Below are 18,546 nucleotides of genomic sequence, written 5' to 3'. Positions count from 1 at the left end.
TTCGCCAGCTATCCGACAGGAGTCGCCATGCCCCCGATGATCACGTCCCGTTCCGTCGAAATAGGCTCACACACCATCGAGTTCGGTCCGAGGTTCATGCGGCGCTCTTCCAGTGCGTCCAGCGACGAACCGTACGTGAGCCTGCGCCTCGAGCCCGTCACGCCCTACATCGGCGCCGTGGTCACCGACGTGGACCTGGGCGACCCGCAGCCCGAGCAGATCGCCGAACTGCGCCGCGCCCTCCTCGAATGGAAGGTGCTGTTCTTCCGCGACCAGCGCATCACCGGGGCTCAGCACCGCGACTTCGCCCGGCACTGGGGTGAACTCGAGGTCCACCCGCTGCTCCCGCAGGGTGAGGTACCCGAGGTGGTCCACTTCGAACGCGGTGAGGACAACCCCGGCACCGAGAACATCTGGCACGTCGACGTCACGTGGCAGCAGCGTCCACCGATGGGGTCGGTGCTGCGGGCGTTGCAGGTCCCGCCCGCCGGCGGCGACACCCTCTGGGCCGACATGGGTAACGCGTACGACTGCCTCTCCGACGAGATCAAGGACCGTATCGACGGACTCGACGCCGTGCACGACTTCGTACCGTCCTTCGGCCGGGGCATGACCGCCGAGCGCCTCGAGCAGATGAGGGAGCAGTACCCGCCGGTGCGGCATCCGATCGTGCGCACGCATCCGGAGACGGGACGCAGGACGTTGTTCGTCAACAGCCTGTTCACCACGCACATCCCCGACATGGATCCCGTCGAGGGCGGCCGGCTGCTGCAGCACCTGTTCGACCAGGCCAAGGTCCCCGACTTCCAATGCCGATTCCGATGGGAACCGAATTCTGTTGCGTTCTGGGACAACCGGGCCACCCAGCACTACGCGGCCAGCGACTACTTCCCGCACCGGCGCGTGATGGAGCGGGTCTCGATCCTCGGCGACGTTCCGCGCTGACCGCCGTACGGCGCGGTGAGGCCGGTGACCGCGATGCCGGTCACCGGCCTCGTCACATGTCCGGGCGCACGATGCAGCGGAAACCGATGTGGCACGTCGACGTCTCGACCGACTCGCCCTGCCGCGCCGCCGGACGGTAGCGGAGGCAGTAGTTCGGCGCGCACAGGTGCGAGCCACCCTTGATCACGCGCCGCGGGTACGGGCCGGACTCGTCGCCGGCACCCGTGCGGGGATTGCTGGGGATGCAGCAGGCGTGCGCGGGGGCGGTGTCCCGTCCGTCGGCGCCGTGGTGCGCGGTGTAGTGGTCCGCCGTCCACTCCCACACGTTGCCGGCCACGTCGACCAGTCCGTACCCGTTGGGACGGTAGGAGCCGACGGGCGAGGTGCCCACGAAACCGTCCTCGCCGGTGTTCTCCCACGGGAAGCGGCCCTGCCAGGTGTTGGCGCGGTAGCGGCCGCGCGGAGCGAACTCGTCGCCCCACACGAACCGCGCCCGATCCAGGCCACCGCGTGCGGCGAACTCCCATTCCGCCTCGGTCGGCAGCTCCTTGCCGGCCCACTGCGCGTAGGCGAGCGCATCGAAGTACGACACGTGCGTGACCGGGTGACGGTCGCGTCCGGCCACGGTGCTGCCGGGCCCCTCCGGGTGCCGCCACTGCGCGCCCGGCGTCCACGCCCACCAGCGGCGGTAGTCGTCGAGCGGCACCGGCCCGGGCGGCGGCACGAACACCAGCGACCCCGGAACCAGCAGGTCGGGTTCCGCGTCGGGGTAGTCCTTCGGATCGGGTGCCGTCTCGGCGGTGGTGACGTGCCCGGTGTCCTTCACGAACCGCCGGAACTCGGCGACGGTCACCGGGTGCTCGTCCATGAAGAACCCGTCGACCCGCACCTGGTGCACGGGACGCTCCTCGGGATAGAACTCCTCCGACCCCATCCAGAACGTTCCCCCGGGGATCCAGGTCATGTTCTTCGGTGCGGTGGAAGGCTCTGCAGCAGTTGCCATGTCCACCAGAATCTCAGATGTGCTCGGCCGTGGGACCGAGTATCCCGAAGAGAGGTACTACGGCGAGCCCCACGGCACGCGGTACTTCTCCGCGAGGTGGGCGGCCTCGTCGTCGGTGAGGTGACGCACCGGGTGCGGACCGAGCAGGATCAACAGCTTGCAGACCTCTTCGAGTTCGATCGCAGCGTCCACCGCCGCGGCGAGGGAGGCTTTCGCGACGATCGGCCCGTGGTTCTGCAGCAGGGCGGCTTCGAACGCGCCGGGAAGCGCGTGCAACGCCTCGGCCTGACGGGGATCCCCCGGCGGTGCGTAGCCGATGAGCGGGGTGCGGCCGACCTTCATCACGAAGTAGGGCGTAACGGGTGGGACCGCGCTGGCCTTGTCGTGGTGGTGCGTGCACGACCAGGCCGCGGCGTACGCCGAGTGCAGGTGCACGACCGCGCCGGCGTCGCCGGACCGCGCGTACAGCGCACGGTGGAGTGGAAACTCCTTCGACGGCGGAGGACCGTCCAACAGCTGTCCCGTGGCCAGGTCGAGCACCGAGAGCCGCTCGGCATCGAGGGCGCCGAGGGACACACCGGTCGGGCTCATCACCATCGTCGAACCCACCCGGATGCTGAGGTTGCCCGACGATCCGGGACTCAAGCCCAGATCGGTCAACCGGGCACCGGCACGGACGAGTTCGTCGCGCGAGTCGGTCATGCCAGCACATCCCACGCGGAGGTGAACATGTCGGTCGTCCCGAAGTTCCCGGACTTGAGCGCGACGTCGAGAGCGATGGAGCCGGAACGTGTCTCGGCCCACGCCACGCCGGGCGCGATCTGCGGACCGATGCGCAGACGGCAGGCCCCGAGGCCGCGCAGCACGGCTCCGGAGGTCTCACCTCCGGCGACGACGAGTTGGCGGACCCCTGCGTCGACGAAGCGGACGGCCAGTTCCGCGAGCGCGGCCTCGATCAGTGCGGCGCTGGAATGTCCGGAGCAGGTCGTGGCGGCCACGTCGGCCGGCTCGCCGACCGAGTAGATCATCACGGGTCGCTCCGGGTCGCGGTTCCACGACGCGGTGGCACAGTCGAGGATCTGCCCCAGGACGTCGTCGCGGTCGTCGACGAGTCGTTCGGCGTCGAGCATGAGGTGGGTCAGGTGAGGTCGAGCGTGCGCGATCTGCGCCTGGGTGGTGCGCGACGCGCTGCCGGCGAGGACCGCGCGGAAGCCGCGGTGCACGGTGACGGCGCGGGCGCCGGCGGCATCGGACGGCCCCTGCATCCCCAGTGCGAGTCCCGATCCTCCGGTGACCAGTGGCAGGTGCGAGGTGGCGGCGGCGACGATCGACAGATCGGCGGTGTCGACGGCGTCGATCACCTGCAGGCCGCTGCGGGTGGCGAGCTCGGTGCGCACGGCATCGGCCCCGGCGCGGACGACGGCGTGCGGGACGAGTCCGATCGGACGGGTGGTCTGCGGAGCGAGCAGTCGAACGATGTCGGACTCGCGCATCGGGGTCAGGGGGTGGTGGCGCATCGAACTGTCCGACAACAGCCTGTCGCCGACGAACAGGTGCCCCTGGTAGACGGTGCGGCCGTTGTCGGGGAACGACGGGACCACCACCGTGGTGTCGACGCCGAGTTCGGACATCAGGGCGTCGGCGACGGGCCCGATGTTGCCCTCCGGGGTGGAGTCGAACGTCGAACAGTACTTGTCGTAGATGCGGTCGGCACCGAGATCGCGCAACACCGACAGCGCGGCGCGGCTGTCTGCGACGGCCTCTGCGACCGGGGCGGTGCGGCTCTTGAGCGCGACGACGACTGCGTCGTGGTCGCGCAGGTCGTCGAGGTCGCCGTCGGGGACGCCGAGGGTGACGGTGGTGCGGAATCCGCGGGTTACGAGATTGGTGGCGAGGTCGGTGGCCCCGGTGAAGTCGTCAGCGATACCGCCGAGCATGAGTTCCCTACATTCGTGTGTTGGACAGCGGGCTGGTGTCGAGGACCCGCCGCAGGTTGTCGATCGCCTGATGCATGTGCTCGCTCATGGCGGCACGGGCGTCGTCGACGTTGCCGGCCTCGATGGCGAGGTAGATGGGCCGGTGGACGTCGAGCGAGTCGCCGAGGCGGACGCTGGTCGTCAACACCCGTTCGGTCCACACGCGCAGCAGGCTGCGGATGTTGGTGAGGACCCCGGCCAGGACGGTGTTGCCGCTCGCAGCGGCGATGGCGAGGTGGAATTCGGTGTCCGCCTCGACGAACTTGGCGACGTCCCCGGCCTCGGCAGCGCTCTCCATGAAGTAGAACCACTGCTGGATGCGGGCCAGGTCCACGTCGGTCCGGTTGCCGGCGGCCAGGCCGGCGAGATCGATCTCGATGTACTGGCGGGCTTCGGCGAGTGAGTCGATGCTGTGGGTGCCCAGCAGCACGCCCCACTCGATCACCCGGGGCAGCAGGTCCGAGGAAGCACCACGCAGATAGGTGCCGTCACCTTGACGCACTTCCAGCACGCCGAGCAGCACGAGCGACCGGATGGCTTCGCGGATGACCGTGCGGCCGACGCCCATGTGCTCGGCCAGGGCGCGTTCCCCGGGCAGACGCTGGTTGGGCTGGAACTGTCCGCTGGTGAGATACCGCAACAGATCCTGGGTGAGTTCCACTCCGGCACTGGCACTGTGCCGGGTCGAAGTCGGGAAGGAGCCGACGGTGGCGGTGCTTCTCGGGTCGTTCACAGCATTCCTCGTTCAGTATCCGGATCCGGTCGCGGGAGCGGCTGCACCTACGACTCCTCGCACGCTAGCAATTCGCTTCTGCGCCTCCGCACGGATCATCGACAGGTCGTTGCCCGGCGTGACCAGGTCGAACCCCTCGAAACGCCACCGGGCCGCCTCGTCGCCGTCGGCGCAGAACACCCCGACGGCCAGGCCGTTCCGGTGGGCGGCGTCCCGGATGGTGGCGCAGTGCCGGGCGACCGTGTCGCCGATGCGGCCGCCGGGCCGTTCGCCGAGGTCGAGCGCCAGGTCGTTCGGCCCGATGTACAGCCCGTACAGTCCCGGGACGGCGGCGATCTGCTCGAGGTTGCCCAGCGCCTGCGCGGACTCGATCATCGCCCAGAGGGTGACCGTGCGGTCGGCCTGGTCGAGGTAGTCGGGACCGCCGTACAACAGACCCCGGGAGGGGCCGAACGATCGGCGTCCGCGCGGCGGGTAGGTGCAGGCGGCGACGAGATGCTCGGCCGCCTCGGCGGTGTCGATCCCCGGGGCGACGATCCCGTAGGCACCGGCGTCGAGGAGCCAGCCGAGCTCGGCCGGGTCGAGGGTGGACGGCCGGGCCATCGGGGTCGCGGGTCCGGCGGCGATCGCCTGCAACATCCGCACCAGCGCGTCGCGACCGAACATGCCGTGTTGTGCGTCGACGGTGACGCTGTCGAATCCGCAGTGTGAGATGGCTTCCGCCGTGTAGGGGCTGTCCGTCGACAGCCACGCGTTGACCGCGCATCGGCCGTCGGCGATGATGCTGCGAACGTTGTTGGCGCGCATGTGGATCAGTCGTCCTGCGTGGTCATGGCGAGCAGGAACATCGGGGCGACGTAACCGTCTGCGTCACGGGACAGGCCCTTGTGGTTGGCTTCCTCCCACACGTCCTTCGACCAGTGCAGCGTCACGCGGGCGTCGCCGCCGTTGACGACCACCATTTCGGCGAAGTCGCTGTCGTCGCCGGCCTCGAGCACGGTGAACATCCGCCAGGCGTGGGGCGGAACCGAGAAGGTGTCCCACGGTCCGAGTTCGACGACGGTCTCGGCGCCGGGCTCGTTGAGCGTGATCCGCCAGCGACCCGATTTGACGATGAGCACCTGCGTTTCGGCATGCCAGTGACGCAGCATGCCTTCGCCCACCGTCGCCCGCATCCACGCCAGGTTGAACGAGTGGGGATTCGTGACCCGCGGTGCGGCGTCCCGGTCCTCGATCATGCCGTACCCGATCACCGGTGCGAGTTCGGCGCGGCCGCCGGGCAGGGTCGAGCAGACGAAGGGATGCTCGGAGTAGACACGGTCGGCGGCGGTGGTGACGCGCGCACGGATCTGCTCGGGGGTGTAGGTGCGCAGGCTGTCGACCACGTCCTCGGGCATGGGTCGGATCAGGGCGCCCTCCTCGGGGAGGGGATCGCCGGCGACGGTGTCGATCAGTTCGTTGTCGGCGGTGAGGTACAGCCCGTGGCCTTCGGCCTCCTTCAGCACGGAAGGACCCCAGATGATGCCACCGGTGTCGGGTCGCCCGAGGGCGGTGAACAGCCATCCGTCGTCGGGCCCGACGTTGGTGAAGCCCCGGAAGATCCACGTGGGCATGGACACGATGTCGCCCTCGTGCGAGATGTACTCGCCGCCGGTGCCGTCCTTGCCCCACCGGAAGAGCCAGTCGCCACGGAAGTTGAGGAACACTTCGGCGGTGAAGTGCATGTGCAGGTTGTTGGTCACACCGTTCGGCATCGCGGCGGCGCCGATGTTGTAGCCGTGGTCTTCCTGCAGGTTGATGACCTGCCCGGGATTCTGGCTGACGCCGTTGCCGATGAGGGAGTAGTTCTCCTTCTTGTCGGATCCGGGAGTGCGGCAGTCGATGAACGCCTGGTTGCAGGAGACCAGCGCGGTGCGCCGAATGGTGCGCCGTTCGGCCTCGGCGGCGTCGACGACGATGGGGCGGGTGGACATGACGTTTCTTCCTTCTCGGTTACTGCAGGGCGGTGGCGTAGCTGTCGAGCAGCTGCTCGACCCACGACCCGAGGGCGATGGCGACGGTGGCGGGCTGTTCCAGGGGGAGCATGTGACCGGCCCCGGGGACGACGGTCGACGTGCCCCTCGGGGCTGTGTCGGCGATCTCCGTCGCCACCGGAACGGGGATGAGTCTGTCGTTCTCCGCGGCGACGGCCAGCACGGGCCCGTCGAAGTCGGCCAGCGCCGGACGTTCGTCGATCCGCTGGTGCTGGATCTGCAACTGCTGCAGGTATCGCAGCTCCCCGGTGGCCTCCATCATGGCGCGCACACGGGCCGCGAGGTCCGGTGAGGCGTCACCGACGAGCTGGGGGAGCACCTCGTCGATGCACCCGGCCAGTTCGCCCCGGGCGACCCGCGAGATCTGATCGTTCCACGCGGCCCGCTGGGTGGGTCGCGGTCCGCGGGGATTGGCGCACACCGTCGCCAGTGCGGGTACCCGGTGCGGTGCGAGGCGGGCGGCAGCCAGAGCGACGGTGCCGCCCAGGGAATGCCCGACCGGCACGATCCGGTCGCCGGTCCCGAGCAGATCGTCGACGGCCTCCTCGAGCGAATAGGCTCGGACGGGACGGATCGTCATCGGTACCCGCTCGCCGAACCGGCCGCGCAGATAGTTGACGACGGGGGCGAAAGTGTCCTCGGTGCATTGCATTCCGGGAACGAATACAAGGGTGAACGGTGCGGTGGGGAAGTGCATGGTCAGACGCCTCGCTGCCCGACGGCGGGGGTGTCGTTGTAGTCGTCGGCGGCCAGGTCCTTGCGGTAGGTCTCCCGGTAGAACGCGAGGACGACGACGAGCGAAACCAGTGAGATCGCGCAGATGTACCAGGCGACGGACATGATCGTGCCGGTCTGCTCGACCAGCGCCGAGGCGATGAACGGGGAGGTGCCGGCGAAGATGCAGAAGGCGAGGTTGAAGGCGATCGAGCCGGCCGTGTAGCGCAGGCGGGTGGGGAACATCTCGGCGATGCAGCACGTGGTCGTCACGGCGATGAAGAACAGCGGCACCAGGTAGATCAGCTGGGCGATCACCGCGTTGCCGAATCCGCCCTGCGAGACGATCGTGAACGACAACGGCACGATGAACAGCGGGGTGACGGTGCCGGCGATGAGCATCTTCCGGCGGCCGATGCGATCGGACAGGCGGCCGGACAGGTACAGCAGCGGCAGAATGGCCAGCAGGGCGATGCTCGTCGAGAGGGTCGACAGACCCAGGGTCAGGCCCTGCTTGTCCTTGAGGTAGCCGGGGATGTACGCCGTCCAGCTGTAGGAGAGCACGGCGTTGGTCATCGCGAAGCCGGAGAACACCACGATCGGCTTCCACTGCGTCCGCAGGGTCTCGAGGATGCCGGTGGCCGGGATGTCCTCCGAATGCTGTTCTGCGAGTTCGGCTTCGAGGGCCTTCTGGCGGCGGAACTCGGGGGTTTCCTCGACGGCGCGGCGGATGTAGAAGCCGGCGACGGTCATCGGCAGGGCGATCAGGAACGGGATGCGCCAGGCCCAGTCGTGCATGGCGTCGTCGCCGAGGAGTTCACTGAGCGCGAACGTCAGTCCGGTGCCGGTGAGCAGGCCCGCGAACACGGAGATGGAGACGAACGAGGTGTACCGCGCTCGTTGGTGCGACGGACCGTACTCGACGATGAAGGACACGGCACCTGCGTACTCGCCGCCGGCTGCCAGTCCCTGCCCGAGGCGGATGAGCAGCAGCAGCAGGGGTGCGGCGATGCCGATGCTCGCGTAGCTGGGCAGCAGGCCGATCAGCGTCGTGAGCAGGCCCATCAGGATGATGGTGAGCGACAGGATCTTCTTGCGACCGACCGTGTCGCCGAGACGCCCGAAGATGAAGCCGCCGAGCGGGCGGATGAGGAATCCGAGGGCCAGGCCGGCGTAGACGCTGAGCGTGCCGACGGTCGGGTTGTCGGTCTGGAAGAACACGGTGGCCAGGACCGGGGCCATCGCGGCGTAGACGGCGAACTCGTACTGCTCGGTGTAGTTGCCGATGACGCCGGCGAGGACGGCTCGACGCATCGTGCTCTTCGCGACGGTCGGATGCGGCGGGGACGCGATCGTTTCCGTGTCGGGGAGGGAGGGTGGCATACGGGTGTCCTTGTCAGGGGTGCTGGTCGCGGAGCGGGGTCTGCTCTGTGAGGCGGATTACCCCTACGGTAGGAAGCGCACCCAATATTGGTCTACCGGTAACCCACTTACGTTATCAATTCGTTATGAATTTACCTCCTCGCGGAGCCAGCCGAACGGGTCGTCCGTGGTGTCGAAGTACTCGAGACCCACGTATCCGCGATAGCCCTGCGTGTGCAGCGTGCGCAGGGGCGTGTGCAGGTCGAGGCGACCGCTGCCCGGCGCGCCGCGACCGGGAACGTCGGCGATCTGCACGTGCGCGATCGCCCCGGCCCAGCCCGTCGGATCGGCCAGGGCCGGGTCATCGTTCACCGCGAGGTGGTACAGGTCCGCCAGTACGCCGATCGAGCCCGGCGGCACACCGGTCACCGCGTCGACGACTGCTCGGGCATGGTCGATGCGACGTACCGGATAGGCGGGTACGCCACTCAACGGCTCCACGTACACCGTCGCCCCGATCGATGCAGCCGCACGAGCGGCGTAGTGCAGGTTCTCGCGGGCCACCTCGTCCTGGCGGGACGGACGGTGCGCGTCGTCGCGGCAGCCGTAGAGCGCATTGAAGCCGGCGCTGCCGAGCGCGGACCCGATCGCGACGGCGACGTCGACACTGTCCCGGAACTCGCTCTCGCGCCCGGGCAGGGACACCAGTCCGCGTTCGCCCGCCTCGAACGCGCCACCGGTGAAGTTCAGCGCCGACAGCCTCACGCCGGCATCGCGCACCGCCCGGACGAAACCGTCGACCTCGGCGTCGGACGGATTCGGACCCGGAAACGGCCACCACATCTCCATCGCACCGAAGCCCGCGGCTCGGACGGCCTCCGCGCGGGCGGCAATCGGCAGGTCGGTCAGCAAGGTCGAGCAGTTGACCGTGAGCCGCTGCGCACGGAAGAGGTCGACCCAGAGTGGGTCTCGGTGGCGGATGGTGGGGGAGGGCGGGAGCGAGTGCATGACACCCATCCTCCCAAACTGGTTCTCCAATCGAACCCGACTGTTACCTTTCGGTTATCAATTGACGATGTTCGGGGTGGGAGGCGTCGTGGCCGCGGACCTCCCGCGATGGGCAGATTCGACCAGGTTGCTCTCGGGTAGCGCCGCGCCGGACCGCACGGCCGCGATCCACTCGGAGGTCGTGGTGACCGCGGCGAAGTTGGACTGCAGCAGCACCATCAGCGTGGTGTGCAGGGACTCGGCTTCCGCGACGGTCGCGAGGTCGCAGTTGTCGGTCACGCCGATGCGTCGGCTGTTTCCACCCCGGCCGCAGTGAACGGTGGTTCGGTGCAGGTTCAACGTCGTTCGAGTTGTGCGACAACCAGATGCAGTGCGGCGGTGGTGGTGAGGGTTCGGACCCGTTCGCGGTCCCCGGGGAAGCGGCGGGTGAGCGTGTATGTCGGCCGTCCGGCGATCGCGACGCCGAAGCAGACTGTGCCCACCGGCTTGGTCTCGGTGCCACCGTCGGGACCGGCGATCCCGGTGGTGGAGACCGCGACGTCGGCCTCGAGACGGCGTCGGGCGCCCTCGGCCATCGCTGCGGCGACCTGTTCGCTGACCGCACCGTGCGCGGCGATCATCTCGGCCGGTACGTCGATCAGATCGGACTTCGCGTCGTTGGAGTACGAGACGACGCCGCCCGTGACGTAGGCCGACGACCCGGGGCGAGCGGTGAGACGCGCAGCGACGAGCCCGCCGGTGCACGACTCCGCAGTCGCGATCGACCGGCCGTCGAGGGCGTCGATCAGTTGGTCGTCGATGGTGGAGCCATCGGTCGAGAAGATCTGGGGTCCGTGGTGTTCGGCGAGAACGTCGAGAAGACGGCGATAGACGTCCGCGTCGCCGGAGGCGAATCGGGTCACCATGTCGAGTTCACCGTGTCGAAGGCAGGTGGTGATCTCGAGTCGATCCAGGTCTGCGATCTCTGCTTCGGCCCGGCGCAGTGTCTCGGCGAGTTGTGCCTCGTGCAGTCCGTAGGCGCGCACGGTTCCCTGCTGCAGGTCGTCGGCTCGGGTCAGCACCTCGGCGACCGCAGGTGAGGTGATCGCGCTCGGCCACATCGCCTGCAACTCACCGGGCGGCCCGGGGAGGACGACGATGGTCGGGACCGGCCGGTCACCGGCTACTGCGGGGATGACCACGCCCGGTGCTGTGCCGGTCGGCGGCAGGGCGGTGGCACCGGTGGGGACCTGCGCCTGCTTGCGGATCCCGATTCGCGTCGGCCCTGCGTCGAGGTCCGGGGTGTGCGGGCGGTGGCGGCGGATGATGCCCGCGATGTGTTCTTCGAGTTCGGGGTCGAGTAGTAGCTCGCGATGACAGAACTCGGCGATGGTAGCGACGGTGAGGTCGTCGGCGGTGGGGCCGAGCCCACCGCTGGTGACGACGAGGTCGACGCCCTGGTCGGCGAGGAAGCGTAGTTGTGCGGTCAGGTCGGCGGGCCGGTCGCCGCAGATCGTGATGTGGGCGACGTCGACGCCGAGCGTCAGGAGCTGTTGGGACAGCCATGGTCCGTTCTGGTCGGCGATCCTCCCGGTCAGTACCTCGGTCCCGGTCACGACGATTCCTGCACGCACGCTCACGGCGTCGAGCCTAGTCGGCAGCGTCCACCGCAGAACGGGGCGCGGCGCAGCCAGTCGGAGGCGACCGACTGGAGCATCGACGCCGTCGCGTTCGCGTGCGGCTTCACCAGCGCCGTCACCTTCCGGCAGAACTTCGGCGCCGCCTTCGCAGTCACCCCTACGGCCTATCGGAGGCAGTTCGCACCGGCCCCGCCGGTTCGCGCGAAGACACGGTTGTGACATCGGAAGCCGACACGCCGTCACCGCCGGTGGCCGGTCGTCACGGGCACGATGCTGCGGCCCCGGGTTCGGAGCGGTGGTGGGGGAGCGGCGACCGGAGAATACTCGAAGATATGCGGCTCGGAGTCCTGGACATCGGCTCGAACTCGGCGCAACTGCAGATCGTGCAGGCGTTGCCGGGGGCTCCGCCGCTGCCGATCCACGCGGTCAAGACCTCCACGCTGCTGGGGGAGGCGATCGGCGACGACGGCTGCCTGGAGGAGGCCGGTATCGAACGGGTGTGCCAGGCCGTGAGCCGCACGCTCGCGGCGGCACACCGGTACGAGGTGGAACAGCTGTATCCGTTCGTCACGGCGGCGATTCGTGACGCGGCGAACCGGGATGCGGTCCTCGAACAGATCCACACCGAATGCGGGATCCGTCCGCAGTACCTGTCCGGGTTGCAGGAGGCCCGGTTGACCTACATGGCGGTGCACCGCTGGTACGGGTGGTCGGCGGGCCGCATCCTGATGCTCGACATCGGTGGCGGGTCGATGGAGATCGCGTTCGGGCGCGACGCCGAACCGGAGTTCGTCCTGTCGCTGCCGCTCGGCGCCGGTCTGCTCACCCGCACCTATCTCCATTCCGATCCGCCGCGCCGGGGTCAGGTCCGGGAGCTGCGTCATTTCGTGCGCGACACGCTGAGCGAGTCGGCGGAGCGGCTGCGCTGGGAGGGAGACTTCGGGCGGGTGGTGGGCACCTCCAAGACATTCAAGCAGCTGGCCCGATTGACGGGCGGAGCGCCTCAGCGGCACGGTCCGTTCGTGCGGCGCACCCTGCGCCGCAGCGACGTGCATCGCTGGGCGGGACGGCTGACGCAGCTACCGACAAGCGAGCGGGCGCGGCTGCGCGGCATCTCGCCGGCCCGGGCTCGGCAGATCCCCGCCGGCGCGATCGTCGCCGACGAGGCGATGCGGGCGCTCGACGTCGATCTCCTCGACGTCAGTCCGTGGGCGCTGCGTGAAGGCGTGATGCTGCAGCACCTGGCGACGGTGACGGCCCCGGATGCCGTGTTGCCGCTGCAACCGCTGGTGCCCGCCGAGCCGGAGAAGGCGCAGCTGGTCTCGTTGCCGACGGAAGCGTCGAGGCGAACGGGGTTCGCGTGACGGGACACTACTTGCGGATCATCGTCCACGTGCGCGGCCCGTCGCCGGGCAGGTCCACCGTGCCGACGACGCCGAACTCGAGCCTGCGGCAGAACGCGACGTTCCGCTCCGACGACGTCTCCAGATACGCCGGTACCCCCGCCTTGCGGGCTTCCCGAAGGCCGGGGGCGAGGACCGCGCCACCGAGGCCCGAGCCCTGCCGGTCCGGATCGACGGCGACGGTCGCGAGGAACCACGCCGGCTCGCTCGGCCGCAGCGGAGCCAGCGCCTCCTCCGCGGCCGTTGCCGCGGCGGCCCGATCGCCGGACAGCTCGGCGACGCGCCCGGCGATGTGCGCGAAAGCCTCTGGTATTCCGGTGGATTCGGGAGTGGTCCACACCGCGACGGCCGTGGCGTCGTCGGACACCCACACCCGCCCGCAGCGCAGACCGATCTCGGTCAGGTACAACCGCTGCAACTCCTCGACTCGCCGCAGGTGGTCTCGGGCGTCGACGGTATGGCGAGTGAAGGGGTAGTCCGCGAAGGCGCGCGCCAGGGTGCGGGTCGCGCGGTCGACGTCGGTGGGTTCGGCAGGGCGGATCTCGGTCATCGCGCCGAGCGTAGAGGCCGGCCAGCGGCGGCCGCGAGTTCTTTTCTGTTCCTCACAGACCACCAACACTCACACGTCTTTCCGTTCCAGGTACTCGTGGAACCCGAGGAGTCAGGTCTGGCCAGAGCATCGAAAGCTCGGGCAGAACAGGTACGTTCGGTGTCCGTGCGCCGCCTGGACACCGAACCTGTCGGACAGCTCGGGGTCAGAACACTCGCAGCGCTCGAGGAAGCGCTACGGCTGCATCTCGATCTGCGTTGACGTCCACGAGGTCTGGTCGGGCGGTCGCGGGGGAGTTGCTGTCGCCTTGCCGGTCGAAGTCCGTCGCCCCGGTTCTCATCGCCTGACCGGGGTGGTGGGGCGGATCTCGAACCGCTCGGGGATCCGCAGCCACGCGGTGCTCACCGTCGACCAGTCTCCGACGCCGGGCCACGGTCCGGACTGGCTGTGGCGGTAGCCGCCCGCCTCGTACCGGTCGTACGGCACCTCCGACAGCCGTGGATGGGCGCACAGCAGGCCGAGCGCCGACAGGTGCACCGCGTCCCACCGCTCCGCGATCGACGGCCAGTCCGGGACGTGCGCCCCGCGGTATTCGAGCGGATGCGCGGCGATCAGCTCGGCCCAGTCGTCGGCGGTGTCGATCCGGACGATCCGCGCGACGTCCTGGTCGAAGTGCACCGTGTAGCGAGCGGGGTCGGTCGCGCTGCGCAGGTTCTCGCCGCTGGCACCCCACGTGTCGGATGTCCCGTCGTCGAGGGGCGTGGCGGTCCAGAACGCGCCCTCGGGCAGCGCCCCGGGCCGCGCGCGGTTGCGCACGCGCGGCACGCTCAGTTCGGTGACGGCGCCCTGATGCACCTGCGGGCTGATCAGCGTGTCGCGGCTCGGCGCACGTAGGGCTGCGCAGATCGCCTCGCTCATCTCACGGACGGCGGGGGAGGTGACGGGCAGATCCAGGATCTCGTTGGCGCCGTTGCCGTAGAGGTATTCGCCGATGATCAGCAGCGTGTCCTCGACGAAGTCCTCGAGCGAGTCCGCCTCGACGAACTCGGTGACGGACGGCTGCGGATCGGCAGTGCGGTGGGCGCGCAGATACCACTGGACGAGCATGCGGCCCGGCACGGTGTCGAGCAGGTTCGCCGCCACATCGGAACACATGATCGACATGTTGCCGCATCGGTCGCGCTGTCGACTCGAACTCCGCAATCCCCCGACGTCGGTGTCGGTCTCGTCCTCGTCGCTGCAGCACGCCGGCATGCCTGAGGAGCTTCCTGAACTGAGCGAGTCCCGGTGATCGGAGCCTGCAGCGATCGCAGGTTGTCCTTCAGATGGTGTCGACCTCCAGTAGGTGTTCGATGCCGCGGAGATCGTCCGCGTTGCGGGTGACGAGTCGGGCGTTGTTCGCGTGCGCGGTGGCGGCAATCATCAGATCGAGTGCTCGAGGCTGAGGTTTGCGACCGTACGCGTGCACGGCCGCGGCAAGCTGTCCGTAACTTCGAGCGACACTGGCGTCGACAAGGAGTGGCTCGAACGCGCGCTCCACGGCGACCAGGCGCTGCAACCGCTGAGCTCGCTGCTGCGCGGTGGTCGCGACCAGGACTCCGAAGTGCAGTTCCGCCAGACTCACGGCGCTGATCGCGACCTCGCCGTCAATGGGCGGAACATCCCTCGCGATCAGGATGCTCGTATCGAGTACCGCCCTCACCGCGATGCCCACGGGTCCGCGATCGGGTCGTCGATCAGGTTGCGGTCGGCCTCCCACGTCGGATCGGTGTCGGTTCGAAAGATGCCGGCGACCTCGTCGAAGGCACACCACGTCTTCCGGCCGGCCGGGCCGAGGATCGCACTCGGGCGGCCGGCGACTGTGATCAGCATCGTCTCTCCCGCTTCGGCACGCTTGACGTAGTCGCTGGCGTGCTGGCGCAGTTCCTTCAACCCCAAACTCTCCATACCCGATGGTAGCACTAATGCTACTTATGGAGTTCGACTTCGTGCGTGGCGAGTGCCGGGTTGCAGAGCTCTGTTTCGACGACCGGCGGACGGCTCGCGCGGCAAGTGGACCCGAACCGGTCTTCACCTGCCGTCGACACAGTGGACGGTCTTCCTGCCGGGCCGGCAAGAGGTTACCGTTCGCGCATGCGCGCAGCCGTGGTCGTCGCCTGTCTGATCGCGGCGACCGCATGCGCGCCACCACCGCCACCCGAGGCGCCGGAGCCGCCGCCACCGGCGCGCGTCGCCGTCGACCACCGCGGCCTGACCCTGGACGGAAAACCGTGGTGGCCGGCCGGGCTCAACGCGTACCAGCTCGCGTCCGACTGGGACGTCAACGGCGGCTGCGGCGCGCAGGTGGACCTGGATGCGTACTTCTCGTCCCTGCCCCCGACGTCGCTGACCCGGTTCAACGCCTTCCAGGCGCTCGCCCTGAACCGGGTGACGGGGACGCTGGACTTCTCCGCGATCGACGCCGTGTTCGCCGCCGCGGAACGAAACGGGCAGCTCGTGATGCCGGTGCTGTCCCCGCAGGACGGCGCGTGCGGCAACGAGCTGTACAAGGATCGCGCCTGGTACGAGCACGGCTGGACCGAGCGCCGGGCTCCTTTCGCGGTGAGCTTCGCGGACTGGGTGCGGCTGGCCGTGGACCGCTGGCGGGTCTCCCCGGCGCTCGCCACGTGGGATCTGCTGGGCGAACCCGAGCCGGGCGTGTGCGGCGACGAGGCGTGCAGCCTGCCGCGACGTTCGTGCCCGGCCGACTCGGCGCAGCTGCTGCGGTCGTGGACCGACGCGGTCGGCCGCATCGTGCGCGAGACAGATCCGCGGCACCCGATCACCCTCGGTCTGATCGGCGGGGACCAGTGCGGCAGCGCCGGGGACGGCTACGCGCAACTCGCGCAGTCGCCCTACCTCGACGTGCTGCAGTACCACGACTACGACGACGCGGCGTGGCTGCCGGTGCGCCTCGGCCAGGTGACCAAGCCGATCCTGGTGGCCGAACTCGGTATCGAAGCCGGCAGTTGCCTGTCGCTCGCCGAGCGTGCCCAGCGGGTGGACGAGGCGCTGACCGATTACCGCGAGGCCGGGGCCGCCGGGGCGCTGCTGTGGGCGTTCGTGCCCGACCCGCGCGGTGACCAGTGCACCTACGACATCGGCCCCGGCGATCCGGTGCGTGAGGTGCTGGCGCGACACGGGCGTGCAGGGTCGTGAATTCGTCCCTTCTGTGACTGCACGACGGTGCCGGCAGGACCGGACATCGCGCTGGGCCGTGATCAAGGGAAGTGATTTTGCTGCCGGTGCGTGAACGGTTCGAGAGCGACCTCCACACGGAGAACCGCGACGTATTCGGAGCCGTCCCCGGTCATGACGTTCGGCGCGTATCGCCCGCCCCGCAAGGCGTGGAGTAGCTGCGACGATTTCGACGCCACCACATCGCGGTCCCGGCCGATCGCCGTCCGGTCCACCTCGCCGAGAATTGGGGCTGTGTCGATCTCGTCGAGGGTGACTTCGAGGTGCACCTGGTCCGCGCCCTTGAAGGTCAGCGCCCGGCCCTCGTCGAACGCGTAGTCATGTCGTTCACCCGGCGACAGTGTGACCGTCCTGTAGCTGACCCGCACGAAGGGGCGATCGGACACTCCGCGGCCGCCCTTGTAGATCCGGGCCGACACCTTCACCTCGTCGGGATCGGCCTTCGAAAAGTGCGCCACCCCTGCACCGTTGGTCAGTTCGAGCGCGTGGATTCTGTGCAGCCAGGCGGTGGTCTTGCGGACTTTCCGGGTCAGCGTGTGCGTCACCGTCGACATGCCGAGGGTGACGTTGATCGCGTAGTGATCCGACAGATCGATGCCGGGGCTGAGTTCGTGGCAGTACACACCCATGTGGGTGACGTGTGCGGTGACGCGTTCGCCTTGGTCGAGCAAGGCCAGGTCGATCCGTTCGCCGTTCTTCCCGCGGCTCGCGCTCAGCAAGGGGACGGGGGCTCTGCCCGGACGGTAGCTACTGGCCTTGTCGTAGGTGATGGGGTCGTATCGCTTCCGGTCCGCGGGCAGCCACATCTGGTACTCGGGCCACAGGTCTCGCACTTCGGGCAGATTGTCTGCGAGGGTGGTTCGGCCCGCGGTCTCGTTGACATCGATGTTGAAGTCGCCCATGACGACGACCGGCAGGTCCGGATCGCGCACTCCCAGAATCCACGAGTCCAGGTGCCGCAGCTGCGCTGCGCGCTTACCCTTCGCGCCGGTGCCCACTCCGGCATCGGTCGGCCATGAACCGGAGGCGGCGCTTCCGGCCTGCAAGTGGGTGCCGACTACGTGGAACGGCGGTCCGTCGGCGGGGTCCACCCGCACCATCACCGCACCCTTGTTGGCGAAGCAGTCCACGCCGGTGCACGACCGGAATATCGTGCTTCGAATTTCGGTGATCGGGTGGCGACTGAGGATGAGCAGCCCACCGTCCTCTTCGATGTCCCGCTCGTCGGGTCCCTCGGCGCTATGGGGAAACGCTCTCTTAACCGCGTTCGCGAGCTGTCGGCGTTCACCGTTACCCATCATCTCCGCCAGCACCACCACGTCGTCCTTCGAGCGGGATATCGTCTCGATCAGCGCGCTCAACTGTGCGACGCGGCCGCGGCCACTGTAGATAGGTTCGTCGATGATCTTTCCGATGCCCGGAACGTCGACGGTGGCTCTGTTCTTCGTTGTGCCGGCGACATCCATGCCGATCAGGGCGGTGTTGTAGAACATGATCTTGCGTTGCTTCTCGGCGGTCGCGGTGATCGTGCCGCCCTCGAACCGGCACACCGTCGAGTTCCCGTTCGTCTTGGGCATGCCGACCGGATAGCCGAACGGCCCGTACTCCCAGCCGCTCTTCGTCCACAGTTCGTACACCCCTCCGCGCGGCACGCCGCCGAGAACGGTCGTGCCGTCGTCGTGGTTGTACCGATACAAGATCCCGTTCGTGAAACGTCGGTACTTTCCGCCGATCCTGTTCGTCGATTCGGCCTGACCGGCCGGCTCTCCCACCCACGCCAGCTCGGCGGCCGCCGAGCCCAATGCGGCCAACGCCGCCCGTAACTGCTCCGCCCTTCCTGCCGAGATGATCTCGAGAATTCTCGGATCGAAAGTGATGCGGGTGTCACGATCATTCCTGTCGGGCATGTCAGGGCTCCTTGATGCTGTGTGGATGTGTCCACGAAGTGCCTCGTCGACTCCTC

At 68.6% G+C, this 18,546-nt stretch carries 20 protein-coding genes and 1 pseudogene; 5 read left to right on the top strand and 16 right to left on the bottom strand.

Features of this window, described 5'->3' with window-relative positions; all coding sequences use genetic code 11:
* Positions 1-27 precede the first annotated feature (27 nt).
* A complete protein-coding gene (locus ACM26Y_RS20230; RefSeq protein WP_040781121.1) occupies positions 28-945 on the top strand; it encodes a TauD/TfdA family dioxygenase in 918 nt (305 codons plus the stop codon).
* Positions 946-997: 52 nt separating this feature from the next.
* Here the strand turns inward: ACM26Y_RS20230 and ACM26Y_RS20225 are convergent, their stop codons facing one another.
* The 11 genes and pseudogenes from ACM26Y_RS20225 to ACM26Y_RS20175 form a co-directional block, all read right to left on the bottom strand.
* Positions 998-1,909: a formylglycine-generating enzyme family protein gene (locus ACM26Y_RS20225; RefSeq protein ID WP_416063718.1), complete on the bottom strand. Its 912-nt coding sequence runs from the start codon at positions 1,907-1,909 to the stop codon at positions 998-1,000.
* A 96-nt stretch (positions 1,910-2,005) separates the two neighbouring features.
* Positions 2,006-2,650 carry a class II aldolase/adducin family protein gene (locus ACM26Y_RS20220; protein WP_416061734.1) on the bottom strand — a complete coding sequence of 215 codons (645 nt, stop codon included), beginning with the start codon at positions 2,648-2,650 and terminating at the stop codon, positions 2,006-2,008.
* Complete coding sequence (otnK, locus tag ACM26Y_RS20215; RefSeq protein WP_416061733.1) at positions 2,647-3,885, bottom strand: 3-oxo-tetronate kinase; 1,239 nt, start codon at positions 3,883-3,885, stop codon at positions 2,647-2,649. The genes ACM26Y_RS20220 and otnK overlap by 4 nt, the downstream gene beginning before the upstream one ends.
* A gap of 7 nt (positions 3,886-3,892) precedes the next feature.
* On the bottom strand, positions 3,893-4,657 hold the full coding sequence (locus ACM26Y_RS20210) for a FadR/GntR family transcriptional regulator (protein ID WP_416061732.1): 765 nt from the start codon (positions 4,655-4,657) through the stop codon (positions 3,893-3,895).
* Between the two features lie 12 nt (positions 4,658-4,669).
* A complete protein-coding gene (locus tag ACM26Y_RS20205) occupies positions 4,670-5,464 on the bottom strand; it encodes an HpcH/HpaI aldolase family protein (RefSeq protein ID WP_416061731.1) in 795 nt (264 codons plus the stop codon).
* A gap of 5 nt (positions 5,465-5,469) precedes the next feature.
* Entirely contained in the window at positions 5,470-6,630 is a 1,161-nt protein-coding gene (locus ACM26Y_RS20200) for a hypothetical protein (protein WP_003934561.1), read from the bottom strand.
* Between the two features lie 19 nt (positions 6,631-6,649).
* Positions 6,650-7,387, bottom strand: coding sequence for an alpha/beta fold hydrolase (locus tag ACM26Y_RS20195; RefSeq protein WP_003934560.1), 738 nt, complete (start codon positions 7,385-7,387; stop codon positions 6,650-6,652).
* A 2-nt stretch (positions 7,388-7,389) separates the two neighbouring features.
* Positions 7,390-8,787 carry an MFS transporter gene (locus ACM26Y_RS20190; protein ID WP_416061730.1) on the bottom strand — a complete coding sequence of 466 codons (1,398 nt, stop codon included), beginning with the start codon at positions 8,785-8,787 and terminating at the stop codon, positions 7,390-7,392.
* Between the two features lie 123 nt (positions 8,788-8,910).
* Complete coding sequence (locus tag ACM26Y_RS20185) at positions 8,911-9,774, bottom strand: TIM barrel protein (protein ID WP_416061729.1); 864 nt, start codon at positions 9,772-9,774, stop codon at positions 8,911-8,913.
* Positions 9,775-9,831: 57 nt separating this feature from the next.
* Positions 9,832-10,053: pseudogene (locus ACM26Y_RS20180) on the bottom strand (hypothetical protein); the annotation flags it as partial.
* 56 nt (positions 10,054-10,109) lie between these two features.
* Complete coding sequence (locus tag ACM26Y_RS20175) at positions 10,110-11,393, bottom strand: competence/damage-inducible protein A (protein ID WP_416061728.1); 1,284 nt, start codon at positions 11,391-11,393, stop codon at positions 10,110-10,112.
* On the opposite strand from ACM26Y_RS20175, the gene ACM26Y_RS20170 reads away from it, so the two are divergent.
* Together ACM26Y_RS20170 and ACM26Y_RS20165 are read left to right on the top strand one after the other, a co-directional pair.
* Positions 11,274-11,612 carry a helix-turn-helix domain-containing protein gene (locus tag ACM26Y_RS20170; RefSeq protein ID WP_416061727.1) on the top strand — a complete coding sequence of 113 codons (339 nt, stop codon included), beginning with the start codon at positions 11,274-11,276 and terminating at the stop codon, positions 11,610-11,612. The genes ACM26Y_RS20175 and ACM26Y_RS20170 overlap by 120 nt on opposite strands.
* 113 nt (positions 11,613-11,725) lie before the next feature.
* Complete coding sequence (locus ACM26Y_RS20165; RefSeq protein ID WP_416061726.1) at positions 11,726-12,757, top strand: Ppx/GppA phosphatase family protein; 1,032 nt, start codon at positions 11,726-11,728, stop codon at positions 12,755-12,757.
* Positions 12,758-12,764: 7 nt separating this feature from the next.
* Here the strand turns inward: ACM26Y_RS20165 and ACM26Y_RS20160 are convergent, their stop codons facing one another.
* Positions 12,765-13,346: a GNAT family N-acetyltransferase gene (locus ACM26Y_RS20160; protein ID WP_416061725.1), complete on the bottom strand. Its 582-nt coding sequence runs from the start codon at positions 13,344-13,346 to the stop codon at positions 12,765-12,767.
* Between ACM26Y_RS20160 and ACM26Y_RS20155 the strand changes: the two genes are divergently transcribed.
* Positions 13,254-13,607: a type II toxin-antitoxin system PemK/MazF family toxin gene (locus ACM26Y_RS20155; RefSeq protein ID WP_416061724.1), complete on the top strand. Its 354-nt coding sequence runs from the start codon at positions 13,254-13,256 to the stop codon at positions 13,605-13,607. The two genes, ACM26Y_RS20160 and ACM26Y_RS20155, sit on opposite strands and share 93 nt — an antisense overlap.
* Before the next feature lie 75 nt (positions 13,608-13,682).
* Here ACM26Y_RS20155 and ACM26Y_RS20150 read toward each other — a convergent pair whose 3' ends face one another.
* The 3 genes from ACM26Y_RS20150 to ACM26Y_RS20140 all read right to left on the bottom strand — a co-directional run bounded on the left by ACM26Y_RS20150 (position 13,683) and on the right by ACM26Y_RS20140 (position 15,293).
* Entirely contained in the window at positions 13,683-14,501 is an 819-nt protein-coding gene (locus ACM26Y_RS20150) for a hypothetical protein (RefSeq protein WP_416061723.1), read from the bottom strand.
* A gap of 166 nt (positions 14,502-14,667) precedes the next feature.
* A complete protein-coding gene (locus tag ACM26Y_RS20145) occupies positions 14,668-15,060 on the bottom strand; it encodes a type II toxin-antitoxin system VapC family toxin (RefSeq protein ID WP_416061722.1) in 393 nt (130 codons plus the stop codon).
* Positions 15,045-15,293, bottom strand: coding sequence for a type II toxin-antitoxin system Phd/YefM family antitoxin (locus ACM26Y_RS20140; RefSeq protein ID WP_124258610.1), 249 nt, complete (start codon positions 15,291-15,293; stop codon positions 15,045-15,047). Before ACM26Y_RS20140 ends, ACM26Y_RS20145 begins: the two co-directional genes overlap by 16 nt.
* A gap of 186 nt (positions 15,294-15,479) precedes the next feature.
* Here ACM26Y_RS20140 and ACM26Y_RS20135 point away from each other — a divergent pair, with 186 nt between their 5' ends.
* Positions 15,480-16,544 carry a beta-mannosidase gene (locus ACM26Y_RS20135; RefSeq protein ID WP_416061721.1) on the top strand — a complete coding sequence of 355 codons (1,065 nt, stop codon included), beginning with the start codon at positions 15,480-15,482 and terminating at the stop codon, positions 16,542-16,544.
* Between the two features lie 62 nt (positions 16,545-16,606).
* On the opposite strand, the gene ACM26Y_RS20130 is transcribed toward ACM26Y_RS20135, so the two are convergent.
* The gene (locus ACM26Y_RS20130; protein WP_416061720.1) at positions 16,607-18,490 is read right to left on the bottom strand and encodes an endonuclease/exonuclease/phosphatase family protein; all 1,884 of its coding nucleotides are present in this window, start codon (positions 18,488-18,490) and stop codon (positions 16,607-16,609) included.
* Between the last annotated feature and the right edge of the window lie 56 nt (positions 18,491-18,546).

Source organism: Rhodococcus indonesiensis, assembly GCF_047782815.1.
GTDB lineage: Bacteria > Actinomycetota > Actinomycetes > Mycobacteriales > Mycobacteriaceae > Rhodococcus > Rhodococcus indonesiensis.
The sequence above is the reverse complement of the archived record's forward strand: the minus strand, read 5'-3'. Positions and strand labels throughout refer to the sequence as shown.

What these genes read in the sequence shown, in the direction of transcription:
- ACM26Y_RS20205 (WP_416061731.1), bottom strand. Translation starts at nt 5,464, where the DNA reads ATGCGCGCCAACAACGTTCGCAGCATCATCGCCGACGGCCGATGCGCG.
- ACM26Y_RS20130 (WP_416061720.1), bottom strand. Translation starts at nt 18,490, where the DNA reads ATGCCCGACAGGAATGATCGTGACACCCGCATCACTTTCGATCCGAGA.
- ACM26Y_RS20140 (WP_124258610.1), bottom strand. Translation starts at nt 15,293, where the DNA reads ATGGAGAGTTTGGGGTTGAAGGAACTGCGCCAGCACGCCAGCGACTAC.
- ACM26Y_RS20165 (WP_416061726.1), top strand. Translation starts at nt 11,726, where the DNA reads ATGCGGCTCGGAGTCCTGGACATCGGCTCGAACTCGGCGCAACTGCAG.
- ACM26Y_RS20135 (WP_416061721.1), top strand. Translation starts at nt 15,480, where the DNA reads ATGCGCGCAGCCGTGGTCGTCGCCTGTCTGATCGCGGCGACCGCATGC.
- ACM26Y_RS20195 (WP_003934560.1), bottom strand. Translation starts at nt 7,387, where the DNA reads ATGCACTTCCCCACCGCACCGTTCACCCTTGTATTCGTTCCCGGAATG.
- ACM26Y_RS20230 (WP_040781121.1), top strand. Translation starts at nt 28, where the DNA reads ATGCCCCCGATGATCACGTCCCGTTCCGTCGAAATAGGCTCACACACC.
- ACM26Y_RS20200 (WP_003934561.1), bottom strand. Translation starts at nt 6,630, where the DNA reads ATGTCCACCCGCCCCATCGTCGTCGACGCCGCCGAGGCCGAACGGCGC.
- ACM26Y_RS20155 (WP_416061724.1), top strand. Translation starts at nt 13,254, where the DNA reads ATGGCGAGTGAAGGGGTAGTCCGCGAAGGCGCGCGCCAGGGTGCGGGT.
- ACM26Y_RS20150 (WP_416061723.1), bottom strand. Translation starts at nt 14,501, where the DNA reads ATGTGTTCCGATGTGGCGGCGAACCTGCTCGACACCGTGCCGGGCCGC.
- ACM26Y_RS20190 (WP_416061730.1), bottom strand. Translation starts at nt 8,787, where the DNA reads ATGCCACCCTCCCTCCCCGACACGGAAACGATCGCGTCCCCGCCGCAT.
- ACM26Y_RS20160 (WP_416061725.1), bottom strand. Translation starts at nt 13,346, where the DNA reads ATGACCGAGATCCGCCCTGCCGAACCCACCGACGTCGACCGCGCGACC.
- ACM26Y_RS20185 (WP_416061729.1), bottom strand. Translation starts at nt 9,774, where the DNA reads ATGCACTCGCTCCCGCCCTCCCCCACCATCCGCCACCGAGACCCACTC.
- ACM26Y_RS20220 (WP_416061734.1), bottom strand. Translation starts at nt 2,650, where the DNA reads ATGACCGACTCGCGCGACGAACTCGTCCGTGCCGGTGCCCGGTTGACC.
- ACM26Y_RS20225 (WP_416063718.1), bottom strand. Translation starts at nt 1,909, where the DNA reads ATGACCTGGATCCCCGGGGGAACGTTCTGGATGGGGTCGGAGGAGTTC.
- otnK (WP_416061733.1), bottom strand. Translation starts at nt 3,885, where the DNA reads ATGCTCGGCGGTATCGCTGACGACTTCACCGGGGCCACCGACCTCGCC.